At 38.6% G+C, this 17,016-nt stretch carries 16 protein-coding genes; 2 read left to right on the forward strand and 14 right to left on the reverse strand.

Translation table 11 applies throughout. The annotated features are described in order from the left end of the window. Positions 1-14: 14 nt before the first annotated feature. A complete protein-coding gene (gene mprF / locus CYK55_RS12605) occupies positions 15-2,585 on the reverse strand; it encodes a bifunctional lysylphosphatidylglycerol flippase/synthetase MprF (RefSeq protein WP_034688598.1) in 2,571 nt (856 codons plus the stop codon). A gap of 342 nt (positions 2,586-2,927) precedes the next feature. Between mprF and proC the strand changes: the two genes are divergently transcribed. After that, positions 2,928-3,722 (forward strand): pyrroline-5-carboxylate reductase, encoded by a 795-nt coding sequence (gene proC / locus CYK55_RS12610; protein ID WP_034688601.1) that lies wholly within the window; start codon positions 2,928-2,930, stop codon positions 3,720-3,722. A gap of 133 nt (positions 3,723-3,855) precedes the next feature. On the opposite strand, the gene CYK55_RS12615 is transcribed toward proC, so the two are convergent. The 10 genes from CYK55_RS12615 to yfmF form a co-directional block, all read right to left on the reverse strand. Further along, positions 3,856-4,209, reverse strand: coding sequence for a hypothetical protein (locus CYK55_RS12615; protein WP_126134379.1), 354 nt, complete (start codon positions 4,207-4,209; stop codon positions 3,856-3,858). A gap of 578 nt (positions 4,210-4,787) precedes the next feature. After that, entirely contained in the window at positions 4,788-5,006 is a 219-nt protein-coding gene (locus CYK55_RS12620) for a hypothetical protein (RefSeq protein ID WP_034688605.1), read from the reverse strand. 204 nt (positions 5,007-5,210) lie between these two features. Further along, on the reverse strand, positions 5,211-5,687 hold the full coding sequence (locus CYK55_RS12625; protein ID WP_126134380.1) for a hypothetical protein: 477 nt from the start codon (positions 5,685-5,687) through the stop codon (positions 5,211-5,213). A gap of 135 nt (positions 5,688-5,822) precedes the next feature. Beyond that, the gene (gene rny / locus CYK55_RS12630; protein ID WP_010734077.1) at positions 5,823-7,379 is read right to left on the reverse strand and encodes a ribonuclease Y; all 1,557 of its coding nucleotides are present in this window, start codon (positions 7,377-7,379) and stop codon (positions 5,823-5,825) included. A 286-nt stretch (positions 7,380-7,665) separates the two neighbouring features. Next, positions 7,666-8,706: a recombinase RecA gene (recA, locus tag CYK55_RS12635; RefSeq protein WP_010734076.1), complete on the reverse strand. Its 1,041-nt coding sequence runs from the start codon at positions 8,704-8,706 to the stop codon at positions 7,666-7,668. A gap of 105 nt (positions 8,707-8,811) precedes the next feature. Beyond that, positions 8,812-10,056 (reverse strand): competence/damage-inducible protein A, encoded by a 1,245-nt coding sequence (locus CYK55_RS12640; protein ID WP_126134381.1) that lies wholly within the window; start codon positions 10,054-10,056, stop codon positions 8,812-8,814. A 228-nt stretch (positions 10,057-10,284) separates the two neighbouring features. Then, positions 10,285-10,863 (reverse strand): CDP-diacylglycerol--glycerol-3-phosphate 3-phosphatidyltransferase, encoded by a 579-nt coding sequence (gene pgsA / locus CYK55_RS12645; RefSeq protein WP_019723896.1) that lies wholly within the window; start codon positions 10,861-10,863, stop codon positions 10,285-10,287. Positions 10,864-11,034: 171 nt separating this feature from the next. Beyond that, positions 11,035-11,925, reverse strand: a complete 891-nt coding sequence (locus CYK55_RS12650) for a helix-turn-helix domain-containing protein (protein ID WP_034688613.1) — start codon at positions 11,923-11,925, stop codon at positions 11,035-11,037. Positions 11,926-12,219: 294 nt separating this feature from the next. Then, entirely contained in the window at positions 12,220-13,509 is a 1,290-nt protein-coding gene (gene yfmH / locus CYK55_RS12655; RefSeq protein WP_034688616.1) for an EF-P 5-aminopentanol modification-associated protein YfmH, read from the reverse strand. Further along, positions 13,502-14,770 (reverse strand): EF-P 5-aminopentanol modification-associated protein YfmF, encoded by a 1,269-nt coding sequence (yfmF, locus tag CYK55_RS12660; RefSeq protein ID WP_034688617.1) that lies wholly within the window; start codon positions 14,768-14,770, stop codon positions 13,502-13,504. Before yfmF ends, yfmH begins: the two co-directional genes overlap by 8 nt. A 223-nt stretch (positions 14,771-14,993) precedes the next feature. On the opposite strand from yfmF, the gene mscL reads away from it, so the two are divergent. After that, complete coding sequence (mscL, locus tag CYK55_RS12665; RefSeq protein ID WP_034688619.1) at positions 14,994-15,458, forward strand: large conductance mechanosensitive channel protein MscL; 465 nt, start codon at positions 14,994-14,996, stop codon at positions 15,456-15,458. 33 nt (positions 15,459-15,491) lie between these two features. Here the strand turns inward: mscL and CYK55_RS12670 are convergent, their stop codons facing one another. The 3 genes from CYK55_RS12670 to CYK55_RS12680 all read right to left on the reverse strand — a co-directional run bounded on the left by CYK55_RS12670 (position 15,492) and on the right by CYK55_RS12680 (position 16,960). Then, on the reverse strand, positions 15,492-15,929 hold the full coding sequence (locus CYK55_RS12670; RefSeq protein ID WP_034688621.1) for a GNAT family N-acetyltransferase: 438 nt from the start codon (positions 15,927-15,929) through the stop codon (positions 15,492-15,494). A 93-nt stretch (positions 15,930-16,022) separates the two neighbouring features. Beyond that, positions 16,023-16,268: a Veg family protein gene (locus tag CYK55_RS12675; protein ID WP_010734068.1), complete on the reverse strand. Its 246-nt coding sequence runs from the start codon at positions 16,266-16,268 to the stop codon at positions 16,023-16,025. A gap of 116 nt (positions 16,269-16,384) precedes the next feature. Beyond that, positions 16,385-16,960, reverse strand: a complete 576-nt coding sequence (locus tag CYK55_RS12680; protein WP_126134382.1) for a sigma-70 family RNA polymerase sigma factor — start codon at positions 16,958-16,960, stop codon at positions 16,385-16,387. Between the last annotated feature and the right edge of the window lie 56 nt (positions 16,961-17,016).

Raw genomic sequence — 17,016 nt, forward strand, 5'->3', positions numbered from 1 at the left:
CTTTACAATCATTTTTACAATTCTGTCAGAACTTCTTCTGCTAGACTTGTTCCTTTTTCTTTCCCTTTACCAATCAATAAGAAAAGCTGCAATGTGGCTAAAGTAAAGCTACTTCCTTTCATATAAGCAAAATAACGGCCCTCCCAATGAGTAACATACCGTTGTTTTTCTTCGTAAGCTAATTGGAATGAGTAAAAAAAATTCCCGTAATTAAAGATGATCCTCATCACTTTTTCTTGTAAGAATGAGAAATCAGTTTCTCCGACATTTGCAAGTGGCGCCAGTCCCAAATTCGCTTCTGCATACCCATTTTTGCGATAGACATCCAGTAGATTTGCAAGTAAGTAATCACCTAGACTATTCGGCTGGTTCGGTAGATACCGCAATAAATCATACCCCGCTTGGCGGTCATTGATTGGTTGAGATGTAATAAACCCAACGATTTTCTGCTCTTTCCGAACAATACCAATACCACTCATCAAAAGATAATCTTTCTTAAAATAACCAACAGAGAAATGCTTCTCACGAGAGCCATTCAACCATTTTTGAGAAACTTCCTCAATCGGTTCAAGCAACTCTTCAGGTAATTGGTCATACCAGGTAAAATGGTACCCCTCATTCGTCAAACGTTGTAATTCGATCTGCCTTGTGCGCCAGTGTAGCGCACCTGAAGAAAGATCAGTAATTGCTGCTTCTCCAACTTTTGTAAAGTGAAAACCCGCTTCGTGAAGCATGACGACATAACTTTCGGATACTTTATAAAAAGCTAATTCATAGCCAAAACAATCGGCTTTTTTCAAAAACTCATGTGTAGCTGTACGTATCTTCGTTGGATCACCAATCGGATCACCAAGAACAAAACATTTATTCCCTTTGATTTGGTAACCAAACACTACTTTATCTTGACCATTTTCCTGATAATAAAAATAAGTATATCCAGGTAAGTGCAGATAATGACTAGCTGCGGTTCCACCATAGGCCGTCAAAAGGCGATTTAAACGCATTTGATCCAGAGGTTCACCAAACCCTGTCTCTGAAGCTAAATATTGGTACAATGCAACTAACGCAAGTAATGAGATCCCTAAACCAATCAGTCCTGAAAACCAAACATCCTCAGATGGAAAGAGTATAAAGCGATTCGCAGTTATATCACCTACCCAAAAACTTCCACGGTGATAGCCTGCGATTGCATAAACAATAAATAAAAAGCCAAACAAACACGCATCAAATATGATTGCTCCCCAAGAATAGACAAACTTTTCACGATAAAACTCTTTTCGGGATAACCAAACCGCTAGCAAAATCAAAAGGTAAACAACGATCAGTTCCCAAGACAATGTTCGCAGTACAGTGTTGATGATGCCAAAAGCGAGCAAAGCAATCGTAGGGATAAAGGCTTTTTTGACTTTCATCGCCAAAGCTCTGGCTAAGCCTAGTAATAAGAAGCCGACCAGCAGATTCAATGACTGATCCAAAAAATCAAACGAAAAGGGTAAGAGTATTTGAAACAATCGACTGACAGTCGAAAGATTCGTGATCGTTGAAAGTAAGACCATCATGATTCCCGCAAAATAAACGGCACACACTAACACCAAATGAGCAATTTTTTGAAAAAATAATCGGGGAATATTATCTAAAAATCGATTGATTTTGACACCTGTGTGTGTCAAAAATAAAACGATTCCTGAAAGAAATGGTAGAACATAATAGAACAAACGATAATAAAGCAACCAAACAAGTGCAACATCTTGCCGCACGCCAAGTTGACTCATTCCTAAGATCATCAGCACATCAAATGTTCCTACACCACCTGGTACCATCGTCAACATTCCGATCAACGTGGCAATGATAAACATAGGGTACAAAGACCATAAAGAAATATCTACGCCCATCAAGTGTCCAATCAACAAGAAAACTACTAAGGCACCAGTCCATTGTCCAAAGGAAGCTAGGAATAAGCCAAGCAAGCCTTTGGGATAAAATTCTGCAAATAGTGTTTTACGTTTCAAATAGGCAAACAAAAAGATAAGCGGTGCTAGAAAGCTACCACCAAATAACCAAATCCAATAACTGCGAAATACACTATCTGTTTGAAGAAAGAAGACATTGATGAATGTCACTAATGACCAAATAGAAAGACCAGTCAATAGAAACAAAGCAACCTTAGAGACTGTTGCCAACACCATTTTCCGATTCGTGTGCTTGCCATAAAAACTGGCGCGCAAGCTTGCTCCGACAATCCCTCCGAATCCTGCCAAGTTATTGATCGTATTCGTGATCCATGCAGATAACAAAAAGTCTTTACGACTCATTTTGGGCTTGCCTTGTTTTTCCAATACTCGAATCGTTACCCAATCATAAAGTAACATCGGCATCACACCAATCAAACCTGCTAATATCATCCATGCTAACTTGACATGACTTTGTTGTTCCATCGTGTGCCAGACATCTTGCCAACTCATCCCATGGGCAATGTTTGCGACTTGATTCGCCACAAAAACAAGGATCGATCCAAAGAAAATCAGCTTCAAAATCAACTGATGTGCTTTCACCCACTGGATCATGATCTGTAATTTATTTTTCACCGGCACCCTTCCTCACCTGTAGACTTTCTAAACATATACACTCATGTTATCTTATTTACATTGATTTTTCCACTTTGGGCATTAGGTTGTGAAAAAGCCGTTAAGCTCCAAGTAGTAAGGCATAACGTGGGAAAATAGCTCCTCATATTTTTCACGTTTTGACTTACTATTGAAGGAGCTGGCTTTTGAACACTGTTTATCAGAGGTTGCTCCTTGAACACCGTTTATCAAGGTCGTGAAAGAAGCGCTTTGACCTGAGCAGTAAACTGAAAAATCGATTCGTCTCTCGACTTGCAGATTATGAGAAAGAAAGCTATGCTAAAAACCAAAGGAGAGGATTACATGAAAATCGGATTTATCGGTACAGGAAATATGGCACAAGCAATTATTCATGGTATCTTAGCAAATAATCTGGTGGCTAAAGAAGATATTTTTGTTTCAAGCGGTCATTATGAAAATGCCCAACGTTTTGCTGGTAAAGTCGGGGTCAATGCCTGTCAAACCAATCAAGAGATTGCTGAAAAAGCAGAAATCGTTGTTTTGGCAGTGAAACCAAAAATCATCGAACAGGTGTTACATGAATTACGCGACCATCGTAAACAACAGTTGTTTATCTCAATTGCTTCAGGAAAATCGCTTGCAACACTAGAACAAGCACTGGATCCAGAAGCTGCTATCATTCGCGTGATGCCCAATGTCAACGTGAGTGTTGGCGCGGGTGTTTCTGCAATCTGTAAAAACCAAGCAGCAACAAATGAACAGTTGACACAAGCGACACAAATCTTTGAAGCGATTGGTAGTGTCTACCCTTTAGCAGAAGATGATTTCAGTACATTTATCGGATTGGCTGGAAGCTCCCCTGCTTTTATTTATATGTTGATCGATGCAATGGGACGTGCAGGTGTTTTACATGGACTACCTAAAAAAACAGCAACAGAAATTGCCGCTAAAGCGATTTTAGGTTCCTGCCAAAAGTTCCTAGCAAGCGATGAAAATCCTTGGGAATTAGTTGATCAAGTATCTTCTCCAGGCGGAACGACAGTTGTCGGTGTCGTCGCATTAGAAGAAGCTGGGTTTATCCCTGCAATCATCACAGGGATCACGAAAACAATCGAAAAAGATAAAGAAATGTTGTAAACGAAGAAGCGATGCAAGGATAGACTAAAAAAAAATAAAATTTAATATTGTTAAAACAAAACAAGCCGAAGAATCCTAAAACGCTTGGGCCTACTTCTGGATTCTTCGGCTTGTTTATATTGAACAATTGCTATTATTTCTTGTTTCGCTGTGAAAACAAAATTACCCCATATAAAATTAGTATTCCTACAAGTATTAATATAGCGTACAAAAAACGTGTAATCTCAAATTTTTCAACCCCAAATGAGCTTACTATTTTAGGTGGTAAGTAAAAACACAAGAATAGAAGAACCACATATTGGATTTTTCTTATTCTAGTTTCATTCTTAAACGGTTTAATGGATAAAAATGGAACTCCAAAAACATAGCCTAAACCGCTAGTTGGTATTAGTATGGATTTATTTCCTTTCAATAAAAACTCTACCAAGCCGATAAAGGCTAATACAAGTAAAAATATAACTAGTAATTGAATGATGTATTTCTTCATAAGATTAGTCATCTCGTTCTGTACTGCATTCCATGATGTACCCCTCCATGAGTTAGTCATTTTATACTTCTCGAACATATAATCCAGTCATGTTACTAGTAGCTAAAGAGGATGCACTTGCTTCTCCACTAGATAACATACTCATTGTGGTAGATAAGGTAAAAATTTCAGATTTCATCATTTATACTCCTCCTTTAACATCTAATGAGAGTGCTCGTAAACATTAAACCACTCATTTAGAGTACTGTGTTCAACAATTTGTGTTTTTTTATTATTACTATTCGACATACGATAACCTATTGTTAATACGTCCTTTATCCGTTGATTTTCAAATTAAATAATAACAATAATACATAAAAATCCTTGTAAATTCACTTTTTTCTGTCACCTTAGAACTGAATAAGCGCCGAGAACATCCGTAACCTCTTCGAAAATAAGACTGCATATTTTTATGCTTACTGTCTTAGTGATCGAAGAGGTTGTTCTTCCTATTTTAGTTTTAGCTAATACTTACAGTAGTAAAATTATACTTTATCTTTGTGCTAACTTTTTCTGGCTAGTGTCCTTTACTGTTCGTTTTACGGACTAACTTGTTTTCCCTTCACGATAGACTGCTGGTAAGTGATTGTCGCGTTGGTCTCTTTATTAATCTTTTTTCCAGGGCTTATGGTCCTTGCAAAATCCCCTACTTCATCCCTTGTTTGAGTAGAACCTGTCGGCATCATTTCAGACAATTCTTGCGTTTTTTCTAAATCTTTGGTTTGTTCTAAAACAAAGAAATTACCTGTTTGGATCATTGCTTACACAGTGAATAGCTTGCCATCTCCCAATTCCTCTTCCTTTGTTTCTCTTTTGACACGCGGTTGGTTATAGGACCCATTTTGATTGGCAAAATCTCTTATAATCGTTGCAAGCAATTGAGCATCCGTCAATTTGAAGTTAGTAAATAATAAAGGGTCTGTTTGAAATGCTTTGTTGACAGTTTTTTTAGATAACCGAGGTCATTTTGTTTTTTTTGCTACCGCTGTAACAAATTGATCAAAATTAGGAGGTTCAAAATACTCTACGTATCGTTCAAGAAAATCATCTGTCATATTTTGTCCACTCAGCAAAAATCCAGTAGACGTTAGCCCATATCTAACAATATCATATGTTCTTGAAACAATATGTGTGGTTTCATGTGTGATCGTTCTCTCTGGAGGTACTGCCATTTGGATTCCTTGTAAAATTTCTGGTCTTTTATGGAAAGCATCCGCTACAATAACGATGCGACACTCAGCAAGTTCGATAATTCTTTGTGGCTCTGGGACAAAATTATCCAATGGTTTAAGCGGAACTAATTCATCTTCTAACCTTGAAATCCCATGTAGCGGCGAATACTCGATTGCATTCAGCATGCTATACCAACCCCACCATCGATTGGGGGATTCTGGAAGGGTATTATACGGCGGATACAATGAATTCTCACGCCTCTGCATAACTGCTCCTCCAGGAGCTGAACCTGCACTCTCTTTGTTTGACATGCCTATTCACGATCTGTGATTCCTAGAATCAAAAAAATGACCCAACAGACTAATCTAATCTGTTGGGTCATCCTATATTTGAACTATTTTTTATTTCGCATAATCGGTTGCACGAGTCTCTCGGATCACGATTACTTTGATGTGTCCTGGGTAATCCAGATCATCTTCGATGCGTTTACGGATATCGCGTACTAAGCGTACCGCATCTAAATCAGAGATTTCTTCTGGTTTGACCATGACGCGTACTTCACGTCCGGCTTGGACAGCAAAACTTGATTCAACACCGGCAAAGCTGTTTGAGATCGTTTCTAGGCTTCTCAAACGACGGATATAGTTTTCCAATGATTCGCTTCTTGCACCTGGGCGAGCTGCTGATAATGCGTCTGCAGCGGCAACTAGGACGGAAATAACAGAAGTCGCTTCGACATCGCCATGGTGAGAGGCGATCGCGTTGATCACAACTGGATTCTCTTTGTATTTCGCTGCTAGTTCGGCACCGATCTCAACATGTGAGCCTTCAATTTCATGGTCTAATGCTTTCCCAATATCATGCAGCAATCCCGCACGTTTCGCCAATTGGATATCTTCGCCTAACTCCGCTGCTAAGATTCCTGATAATTTCGCTACTTCGACCGAGTGTTTCAACACGTTTTGGCCATAACTTGTTCGGAAATGGAGACGACCCATGATCTTGATCAAATCTGGATGAAGCGTATGTGCGCCGACTTCAAAGGCTGCTTCTTCTCCATATTCACGGATCCGCTCGTCCATTTCTTTGCGTGATTTTTCAACCATTTCTTCAATACGTGCTGGATGGATCCGTCCATCTTGAATCAGTTTTTCTAATGTCATTCGTGCGATTTCTCGACGAATTGGATCAAATCCTGAAAGAACGACTGCTTCTGGTGTATCATCAATGATCAAATCGATCCCTGTAAGAGTCTCAAGGGTCCGAATATTTCGTCCTTCCCGTCCGATGATACGACCTTTCATTTCGTCATTTGGCAATGTCACGACAGACACTGTCGTTTCAGAAACTTGATCTGCTGCACAACGTTGGATAGCCAATGAGAGCAAGTTCTTCGCTTTGCGATCTGCTTCTTCTTTTGCACGTTGTTCTGATTCTTTTACCATCAAGGTCAGTTCATGATTCAACTCTTCTTCGGTTGATTTCATGATTACTTCTCTTGCATCTTCTTTCGATAAACCAGCAATTTTTTCTAATTCTTTTTGTTGATCTTCAATCAATCTTTCAACGTCTTTTTCTCGCTCTTCAATTAATTGCTGTTTTGAACTAAGTGCCTCTTCTTTACTTTCAAGTGAGTTTTCTCGTTTTTCTAACGAGTCATCTTTACGATCTAACGTTTGTTCGCGTTGGATCAATCGATTTTCTTGAGATTTTAGCTCTAATTTACTTTCTCTCAGCTCACTTTCAACTTCAGAACGATATTTCTGATTTTCTTCCTTAGCTTCCAACAATGCTTCTTTTTTTAGAGTTTCTGCTTCTTTTTTTGCACCTTCAAGAATACTTGCAGCTGATGTTTTTGCACCAGCAATTTCTTTCTCATGACGTGACTTCGCAACCATAAACCCTAAACCAAGACCGACAATTAAACCGATGATAGCGAGGAGAATGTTGAGTCCCATTAAATCCACCTCCATACTATCTTTTCCATTTTTATCATCTACCAATTTCTATGATAAATTATTCTAAACTATAAATATGCTGTTGCATATGTGCATAAAAACCTGCACAAGTTTATTCTAATGTTTGTTTCCAGTAGTGTCAACTTTAAATACGAAAAGAAACGGCTTCCTTGCTTTTCAAAAAAGGGGGGTTTTGAGCGAGTGACGGCTTATTTTTTGGTTCTTATTCTAGAGAAAATAAAAAACATCCGGTAGTTATTAAACTACCGGATACCCGCTTATTTCTTTATTCATCTAGTGGTAATTCTTCTTGTGCTTCTTCTGGTACATCAACTGGCTCACCGATGCCATAAGCTGCACGCACTAATGTAGATACTTCAGCCATCATCTCTGGATGATTTGACATATAGATTTTCGCGTTTTCACGACCTTGACCAATGCGATCTTCTTTGTAAGAATACCATGCACCACTCTTATCAACGATATCTTTTTCAACTGCCATATCCAATAGCTCGCCTTCTTGAGAGATACCTAAGCCATACATGACATCGACTTCAGCGATTTTGAATGGTGGCGCTACTTTATTTTTTACGACTTTGATCTTTGTACGGTTACCGACAATGTCCGTTCCTTGTTTCAATTGTTCAGCACGACGTACTTCCAAGCGGATCGTTGCATAGAACTTCAGCGCACGTCCTCCTGGTGTGATTTCTGGATTACCGAACATCACGCCAACTTTTTCACGAATTTGGTTGATGAAAATCGCGATCGTTTTTGTTTTGTTGATCGATCCTGACAGTTTACGTAAGGCTTGAGACATCAAACGAGCTTGTAACCCTACGTGTGAGTCACCCATCTCCCCGTCGATCTCTGCACGTGGTACTAAAGCTGCCACTGAGTCGATAACGACAATATCTACTGCACCACTTGATACTAAAGCATCAGCGATTTCTAATCCTTGTTCTCCTGTATCCGGTTGAGAAAGGAGTAATTCATCGATATTTACCCCTAATTTTTGGGCATATTGTGGATCTAAGGCATGTTCCGCATCAATAAAGGCGGCAGTCCCACCATTTTTTTGGACTTCTGCGATTGCATGAAGTGCAACTGTTGTTTTACCTGAACTTTCTGGTCCGTAGACTTCAATGATCCGTCCACGAGGATAGCCACCTATCCCTAAAGCAACATCTAGTGCAAGAGAACCACTTGGAATTGTCGAGATTTGTTGGTCGATTTTTTCGCCCAGTTTCATGATTGAACCTTTCCCATAGTTCTTTTCAATTTTTTTCAATGCAGCATCTAAGGCTGCTTTACGATCATCTGCCAATACGATAATCCTCCTTATTTTTACGACTCAAAGTAACATTTCATTACGTTTATAATATCTTTTTTATTTATAAAAAGCAAGCAAAAACCGAACAAATATTCGCATTTATTTTTTTCTTAATAGTTGCTTTCTTAGCAGATCAAATCCTTGCATAATCGCGCTATTTCTGATTGCCGAACGCTCTCTCGTGAAGTGACATTCTTTTGTTTCTACGCCTTCTTTTGATGCAACGGCAAGCCAAACTGTACCTGCAGGATGTCCTTCTAATGTGTCGGGTCCCGCTACGCCAGTAAACGCTACGGCATAATCTGTACCAACGAGTTGGCGTGCTCGAATCGCCATTTGTTCGGCACATTCTTTACTGACTGTGCCAAACTGCTCTAGCAGGTCTGGATCGATGCCTAAGAGCTTTGCTTTGGTCTCTGCTGAATAAGTCACAAAACCACCAGAAAAGACTTGAGAGACGCCAGGAATTGCTCCTAGTGCGGATTGAAAGCCTCCGGCTGTCAAACTTTCAGCTGCTGTGACTGTCTTCTCCTGTTCTTTCAGTAGATCCACGACGGCTTGTGGCAACGAATAAGCATCCCCATAGCCATAAAAATATTCACCGACACGGGCTTGGATTTTTTCTTCCAGTGCGTGTAACGCTTGATTCCCTGCATGGATGTCTGACGTTTTGACTGTCAATCTCAGTGTGACTTCATTTGGTTTGGCATAAGGAGCAATCGTGGGATTGATTTGTGTAGCAATCAAGTCTTTTAGATCGGTTACTAATTGTGATTCACCAATGCCATAGAAGCGTAACACTTTTGAAATCAGTTTTTCTTCTGAAGGGAATTGTTGTTCTAACAGTGGACGTACTTGTTCTACAAACATCGGCTTCAACTCACTCGGCGGTCCAGGAAGTAAAAGATAGGCATTGCTTTTCGTTTGATAAAACGTGCCTAACGCTAAGCCAGTTCGATTAGGTAATGGTGTGCCACCTTCAATGATTTGGGACTGTTGTAAATTGTTATCCGTCATTTTTCTTTTGGTCGTTTCGAAAAATGCCAACAGTTTCTTGTAACCTTCTGTATTTTGGATCAGTTTTCTATCAAGATGTTTTGCAACAACTTCTTTTGTTAAATCATCTTCTGTTGGTCCTAATCCACCACATAAAATGATTAGTTCACTTCTTGATTCAGCTAACTGGAGTAACTCCTCCAAACGAGCCGGATTATCCCCGACAACTGTGTGATAATAGACATCGATTCCTAGATCTGCTAACTGCTCTGATAAAAATGTCGCATTCGTATTCACGACTTGTCCAAGTAATAATTCTGTTCCTACTGCTATGATTTCAGATTTCATATTTGATCGCTTCCTTTAGTTGAGGTTGCTTTTGCAACATCTCTATTTATCTGTAAATCAGTCTTTGTTCGACTAATTGTCTCTACCAAATAGTATACGCTATTTGCTGATAGAATCATTTCTCCTTGCTCAATTTATTCCTGTGATTGCGTCTATGTCAAAAAAAAATAAAAATCAGACCGGGAATGACCGATCTGATTGCAAGCTTCACTAAGTGATTCTATGATTTTACATGGATCCTTTGAATACGCCACGATTCTTGATAAAGTAATCGACACCTGAATAGATGGTGAAAATCAGACAAGCGTATAACATGATTTGATCAAGGGGTACATTGATCAAGTTGAATGGGATATTATTGATAAATAATAAAATAATCGCAATCATTTGAGTAGCTGTTTTTACTTTTCCAGGCCAAGCAGCTGCCATGACTTCCCCATCCTCGACAAGCAATAATCGTAACCCTGTTACAGCCAATTCACGACAAACGATGATCGCAATCACCCATGCTGGCGCTTTTCCTTGACCTACCAACATGATAAAAGCTGTCATCACTAACATTTTGTCTGCTAATGGATCAGCAAATTTTCCGAAGTTCGTCACTAATCCTCTGGAGCGAGCAATTTTCCCATCTAGCCAATCCGTCACACTTGCTAAAGCAAAAATGATGGCACCTACTAGCTGTGTGATCGCTAATGACGTTGTTCCTACCGTTAATTGCCCCCAATCTAACGGAAGGCCGACGACTAAAATAAACACTGGAATCATACAGATTCTAAGTACAGTTAATTGATTTGGTAAATTCACAAGAACGACTCCTTTCTTTCCTATTTTACGTCAGTCCAGCAAAAGTTTCCACCAATAGTCTCTCAATTGCTAAACAAATCTTTCACTACATTATAACCTACTATCAAAACAAGAAAAGAGAGCCCAAGACGAGATTTCGGCTCTCTTTTACACGGTTGATTTTTAACCTAGTTATTCTGCATACTGCAAGGAAAGCGAAATATTCTTCAGGCTCGTATTATTTGGACCTGCGTTGATAGGCAGTTCTTCGCCATTTAATTTGACCGTTGCATTACTCGCTGCTCCAAGTGTGATCATTGCATTTGTCGTATTTTCTGGAAGTTCTGTTGTTTTTGTATCATTGGCAACCAAGGTTTCTTGATAGTGATAGTCAAACGTATTGTTCAATTGGACACCAATCCAGACACGTTCACTTGCTGTAAATTCTAATGTGATCGGTTTTTTCGCATCTTTCACCTCGATTGAAAGCGCACTTCCTGTGTCTTGCCCCGGTGTGATGGTCATTTTTTTCTCTTCTTCTGTTGATTTTGTTGTCGATTCCACGGTCGATTCAACCGTTGATTCACTTGTCTCTGGTTTTTCTTCCGTGATCGAACCATCGACAGATACCGTTGAAGCTGTTCCACCAATGATTGGCTCAGATTGACGGTCTTGCCATGACATATATGCCACTACTGTGATGATTGCTACAGCGACTAATCCTAATAAAATCACTGGCAGACTTGTCCAGAATTTTGTTAGATTCTTTTCTTCTTCGTGCATGGCTTTTCTTGAACCACTCACTGTTTCTGGTTCTGGTCGTTTTTTGATGGTCTCATCTGCGAAAGATTTTTTCCCATCAAAAACATCCACTAAATAATCACCATCTTCACCAACAGCTTCTGCATATTGACGAATAAATGCACGAACATAAAATTTACCTGGCAATTGATCAAATTCGTTTTGATCGATCGATTCCAAGTAACGTTTTTGGATCTTCGTCATTTGTTGTAATTCATCTAATGATATTTTTTTGTTTAAACGGGCTTGCCGTAATTTTTCCCCGATGGTTTCAAAAGCCACTCGTTCATCTTCTCCAGTCTGTGTATTCTAGTCAGAAGGTGCTTTCTCTACTGAGGTTCGACCATTTTTTCTGACTGCTTGTCATTGAATTTTGCTTTATTCCTGCTCAATGTATAGTGTTCCCTCTATATTGATCAATCTTGCACTCAATCTACTTAAGAATACCACAAAGCGAACTTACTTTGGATAACATTTCATCTGTTTTAAAGTGAAATTTAAAACTTTCTTTTATTCTTACAAAAAGCATGACGAAACAGCGAGTATGTCCAATAAATTCAGAGTTTTTTTACTGTTTCACTTCTTTGGCTGCATATAAAATTCACTAAACACGTCAGCATTGATAAAAGAGCGTCCTACTTGAAGAAGATCCGTCATCTGGATTGATTCAATGATTTCTGGCAGATCAAACAATGTTTGGTCACCAAATAGACTTTGTGTAAATTGATTGGCAATGTATTCGATGGAGTTCAATGATTGGAAATACTGCCCTAACATTTTCTTTTTCAATAAGTTCAAGTTTTCTTCTGTAATTCCTTCGTCATGTTCAAAGTTCAATAGAATCTCTTTTATTTTTTTTACTGCTAGTTTTGGTTGGTCCGAATCGCCACTGAAGTCAGCAAAATGAAATTCACGATCTAAACTAAACTCAAAGCCAAAACTATCATCAATAATTCCTTCGTTGTAAAGGGCTAAATAGTTTTGTGCAGTTGGGCCTAAAAGTAATTGTAGTAACAAACGAATCGCTGTTTTATATCTGAGCAACTCTCTCCCATTTTCAGGTAACACATCGATTCCTTTGATCCCTAACACAAATTTTTCTCGTGTGATCGCTGCTTCTAAGGTACTTATCGGCAGAACATCCGCTTGATTTTCGGGAAAGAATCGTTCGATTTTTTGAGCGGGTGGAAATTCTTTGGCAGCTTGATTGTGACGAATTTGCTCCATCAACTGTTCTGGTTCCAAATTACCAACTACAAATAACACCATATTGCTTGGTTGATAAAAGGTGCGATAGCAAGTATATAGATCCTCTGCTGTGATTTCAGCAATACTTTCCACCGTTCCTGCAATATCGATGTGTAATGGATGATTGGGGTATAGATTGTTTAAGATACCAAAGAATAACCGCCAATTCGGATCGTCTTCATACATCTGGATTTCTTGACCAATGATCCCTTTTTCTTTATTTACTGTTTCTTCAGTAAAATAAGGTGCTTGAACAAAGTCAAGAAGCGTCAAAATATTTTTTTCTACTTGATCTGTCGTTGAAAACAAATAGCTGGTTTTTGTAAAGCTCGTGAACGCATTTGCTGATGCTCCTTGTTGACCGAACAACTGGAAAACATCGCCTTCTTCTTTTTCAAATAACTTATGTTCCAAGAAATGTGCGATACCGTCAGGAACTTTCACTTTTTCCGTTGCACCATAGGGAATAAATTCATTGTCGATCGACCCATAGTTCGTACTGAATAAACCGTATGTTTTGTGATAATCGTTTTTTGGTAACAGATAGACCGTCAAACCATTCGGTAAGACTTCGTGATAGAGTGTTTCGTTGATTTGACTGTACTCTGCTTTATTCATTTTCCTCACCTCCAGCTAAAAAGAAAATTGCTTGTAATTCGATTTGGTTTGCTACTTCTTGAATATCTTCGATCGTTACACGTTCCATGCGAGCCAACCATTCCTCGTCCGATAGTTCAGTATCAGGAAGCCAGTGTGCTAAATAAGCGGATTCGATTGCAGCTTGTGGCGAATCCAAAGACAACAAATAGTGATTACGTAACATTGCCTTAGTTTGTTCAAGCTCCAATTCAGTGACTTCGCCGTTTTGTAAACTTGCTAGTTGTTGATGGATTAAGTGCAAGACTTGATTACGATTTTTGGTCTCAATGCCTGTTTGTACAGTCAATAACCCACGAAAAGTATCAATGTTACTAGACGCATAATAAGCTAAACTTTCTTTTTCACGTACATTCATGAAAAGTTTGGAGTGAGGGAAGCCTCCGAATAAGCCATTAAAGACCATCAATGAAAAACGTTCTGGCTGATCGTAATAAACATTGGTTTGATAGGCTAGGTTCAGTTTGGCTTGCACCACTGGTTCTTGGATTTGTCGTTCCTTGATCACGTTGTTTTGTGTTTGTTGATAAAAGATTTCTGGTTGTACCACTTTTCGCTCAGTGAAAGGAAGCTCTTTTAACGCTTCGATTGCCATTGTTTCTTCGATATCACCCACTACAAAAATATCCACTTGGTCTTCTTTGATCATACGTGCATAATATTCTGCTAAGGCACTTGATGTGATATTTTCTAGTTCCTCAACGGACCCCATACTTGGGATTTTTTGTGCATCTGACTGTTCAAAATATAATTCTTGTAATGCTAATGAAGCCATTGTTTGCTTATCTTCATTTAAGCTTTCCAAATATTGCTTTAAGTTATTTTTCTCTAAATCAAATGTTGCTTGATCAAATGTTTGATTTTTGATGTTAGGGAAGAATATTACCTCTTTTAAAAAGGAAACGGCATTCGCCAAAATCGTGCTGTCTTTGACATACGCACCATTGACGAAACTGATTCCCGCATTCATCCAATGTAGATTGCCTTTTTTCCGAACAGAAAAACCGAAACCAGCTCCATACAAATCAGCTAATTTTGCACTTAATTGCGTCTGATCCGGATAGTTCAAGCTATTTGTTTCTAATAAACTACTCAGTAGTGAACGTTTGGTAACGATATCTTTTTCTAAGGCTGTGGTGAACCGTACAAAAATACGGATCGTTTTAAATTGTTTGGTTGGTAGCACATGAAGGTTGACACCTTCTGTCAATTGATAGGCCATAAATCACTACTCCTTTTTGTCATGATCCTTGGATCTCTTAGCGATGATCGTTGTTGTTTCAACGACATAAAAATTCTCTTTTTTTTGTCCAATTTTTTTAAAAGTCACTTTCTAGTATAGCATACAAGTGAGTGAACGAACGTGTGGGGATATTATTAAGCGTGTTGTTTTTACATTTTTTTATTCTTCGATATACTAGGATTAACAAGAAAGGAGAAAAACAATGATCAAAGAATTTAAAGAATTTATCATGCGAGGCGATGTGCTAGATCTAGCTGTCGGCGTAGTGATCGGTAGTGCTTTTACGGGCATTGTGAATCAAATCGTTCAAGGCGTGATTACTCCCTTAATTGGTTGGGTTGTTGCAATGATCACAGGCACCACTGATTTAGATGGCGCATTGTCTGTTCTTGATTGGTCACCTGCGAAAGGGGTCACCTTTTCTTTTGGGAATGTTATTAGTGCAATTATTACATTTGTCATTACTGGTTTTGTTCTATTCCTAGTGGTCAAAGCAGCCAATCATGCGAAAAACTTACGACCAAAAGAAGAAGAAGTGGTGGAAGACAAACCCACTGCGGAAGATTATCTTAGTGATATCCGTGATCTATTGGCACAACAAACAGCTGAAAATAATGCGCGCCCAACTGCCCAAGCCACTTCTGAGAGCACGGATCCTAAAGCGTGAGATAAAAAAACAGAAGGAAATCCTTCTGTTTTTTTATGCTTGTTTTCTCATGTCTAAGTGGGGAATCCCATCTTCTAAATATACTTCTGAGATTGCCTGAAAACCAAAGGATTCATAAAATGATTGTAGATATTCTTGTGCCCCGATCACGATCGGACGTCCAGGTGCATTGGCTTCGATCACCGCTAATGTTTGTGCCACGATTTTTTGTCCTAAACCTGACTTGCGATGCGCCTGATTGACTAAGACTCGTCCAAAATGAATTGTGTCTTCTTCTGCATAAATACGTGTATATGCCAAAATCGTACCATCTTCATCTTTAAAATAAGTATGCCATGCGATTTCATCGATCTCATCGACTTCTTGGTAAGGACAATTTTGTTCAACAACAAATACAGCGATTCGCTCTTTCACGATTGCATAAAATTCTGCTGTTGTTAGTTCTGCAAATTTTTTAACATAATGCTTCATCATCAGGACCTCCGTTCTTTCTTGTTAATAGCATAACGAGTTAAATACAAAAAAGCAAACGAACCTCATATATAATCTAGGTCCGCTTGCTTTTTAAACTGCTTCAGTTAAAAATTCGATCTCAACTGTTCGAGTAAGTACATCTGAATAACTGTAAGATACTCGTTCAAATGAATTTTCTTCAGGATCTAAGTCTACGACAAATACTGAAGGATAGGTTTCTGTTAAAACGCCTCGGCGTTCCGTTTGACGCTTTCTTCCGGTCTGTGCAACCAACATGATTTGGCTGCCGATACGACCTTCTAAATCTTTTTTGATTGTAGCTAAAGTTAGTGGCATACAATTCACCTCAATTACTATCATACCATATATAGTAAAATTTTTCAAGTTTACCACATCAAAAAAAGAAATGCAATAGAAATAAGTAAGAAAAACATTAGTAATGCTATAAAAAATCACTCATTATAATCTTTCAGATGTTTTTTTATCTTATATTTTACTCGACCGTAAGCGCTTTTTATTTGCTTCAGATCCATTGACAATTCTCTCTCCATCTCGCTAAAATCATTGCCTTGCATGTAATGTTGAAAGATTTTTGCCTCTTTTGATGAGAATTTGATATCGCAGTCCTCGAAAGCTTCTTTTAATAGTAATTGTTGCATCGCAACAGGTTCTTGGATGGTGATCTCGGCTAAAAAATCTGGTCCTTCTGTCGCTATTTTTTGCTCAATAGAAATTTCATTTTTTTGGTCTCGACGTTTTAGCGCGTTTTGCTTACGCAATAAAGAGTAGATTTGGTTACTGATAATACTTTTGTAATAACTTCCAAAACTGACACCTTTATTATTTTCGTACGTTTTAAGTGCTTGATATAGAGCAATCCTTGCTTCTTGTTCCCAATCTTCACTTACATAACTCCTTAGATAATAAATATTTTTCAACCGTAATAATAACGGGAAATATTTTTGATACAGCATAGAAAATGCTTCTTCATCTCCATTACGGGCGGCGCACAATAACTCCTCGGACATAAAATAATTCCTCCATAACTTTCGATTATGGAGGAATCTTACCATCAATTCATTGA

The sequence above is a fragment of the Enterococcus mundtii genome (assembly GCF_003957375.1).
GTDB classification, from domain to species: Bacteria; Bacillota; Bacilli; order Lactobacillales; family Enterococcaceae; genus Enterococcus_B; species Enterococcus_B spodopteracolus.

Coding starts and splice junctions, on each gene's coding strand:
- CYK55_RS12625 (WP_126134380.1), bottom strand. CDS start 5,687: ATGCAGAGGCGTGAGAATTCATTGTATCCGCCGTATAATACCCTTCCA.
- yfmH (WP_034688616.1), bottom strand. CDS start 13,509: ATGAATAAAGCAGAGTACAGTCAAATCAACGAAACACTCTATCACGAA.
- CYK55_RS12670 (WP_034688621.1), bottom strand. CDS start 15,929: ATGAAGCATTATGTTAAAAAATTTGCAGAACTAACAACAGCAGAATTT.
- CYK55_RS12615 (WP_126134379.1), bottom strand. CDS start 4,209: ATGAAGAAATACATCATTCAATTACTAGTTATATTTTTACTTGTATTA.
- proC (WP_034688601.1), top strand. CDS start 2,928: ATGAAAATCGGATTTATCGGTACAGGAAATATGGCACAAGCAATTATT.
- mscL (WP_034688619.1), top strand. CDS start 14,994: ATGATCAAAGAATTTAAAGAATTTATCATGCGAGGCGATGTGCTAGAT.
- CYK55_RS12620 (WP_034688605.1), bottom strand. CDS start 5,006: ATGATCCAAACAGGTAATTTCTTTGTTTTAGAACAAACCAAAGATTTA.
- CYK55_RS12640 (WP_126134381.1), bottom strand. CDS start 10,056: ATGAAATCTGAAATCATAGCAGTAGGAACAGAATTATTACTTGGACAA.
- CYK55_RS12680 (WP_126134382.1), bottom strand. CDS start 16,960: ATGTCCGAGGAGTTATTGTGCGCCGCCCGTAATGGAGATGAAGAAGCA.
- rny (WP_010734077.1), bottom strand. CDS start 7,379: ATGGGACTCAACATTCTCCTCGCTATCATCGGTTTAATTGTCGGTCTT.
- yfmF (WP_034688617.1), bottom strand. CDS start 14,770: ATGGCCTATCAATTGACAGAAGGTGTCAACCTTCATGTGCTACCAACC.
- CYK55_RS12675 (WP_010734068.1), bottom strand. CDS start 16,268: ATGCCACTAACTTTAGCTACAATCAAAAAAGATTTAGAAGGTCGTATC.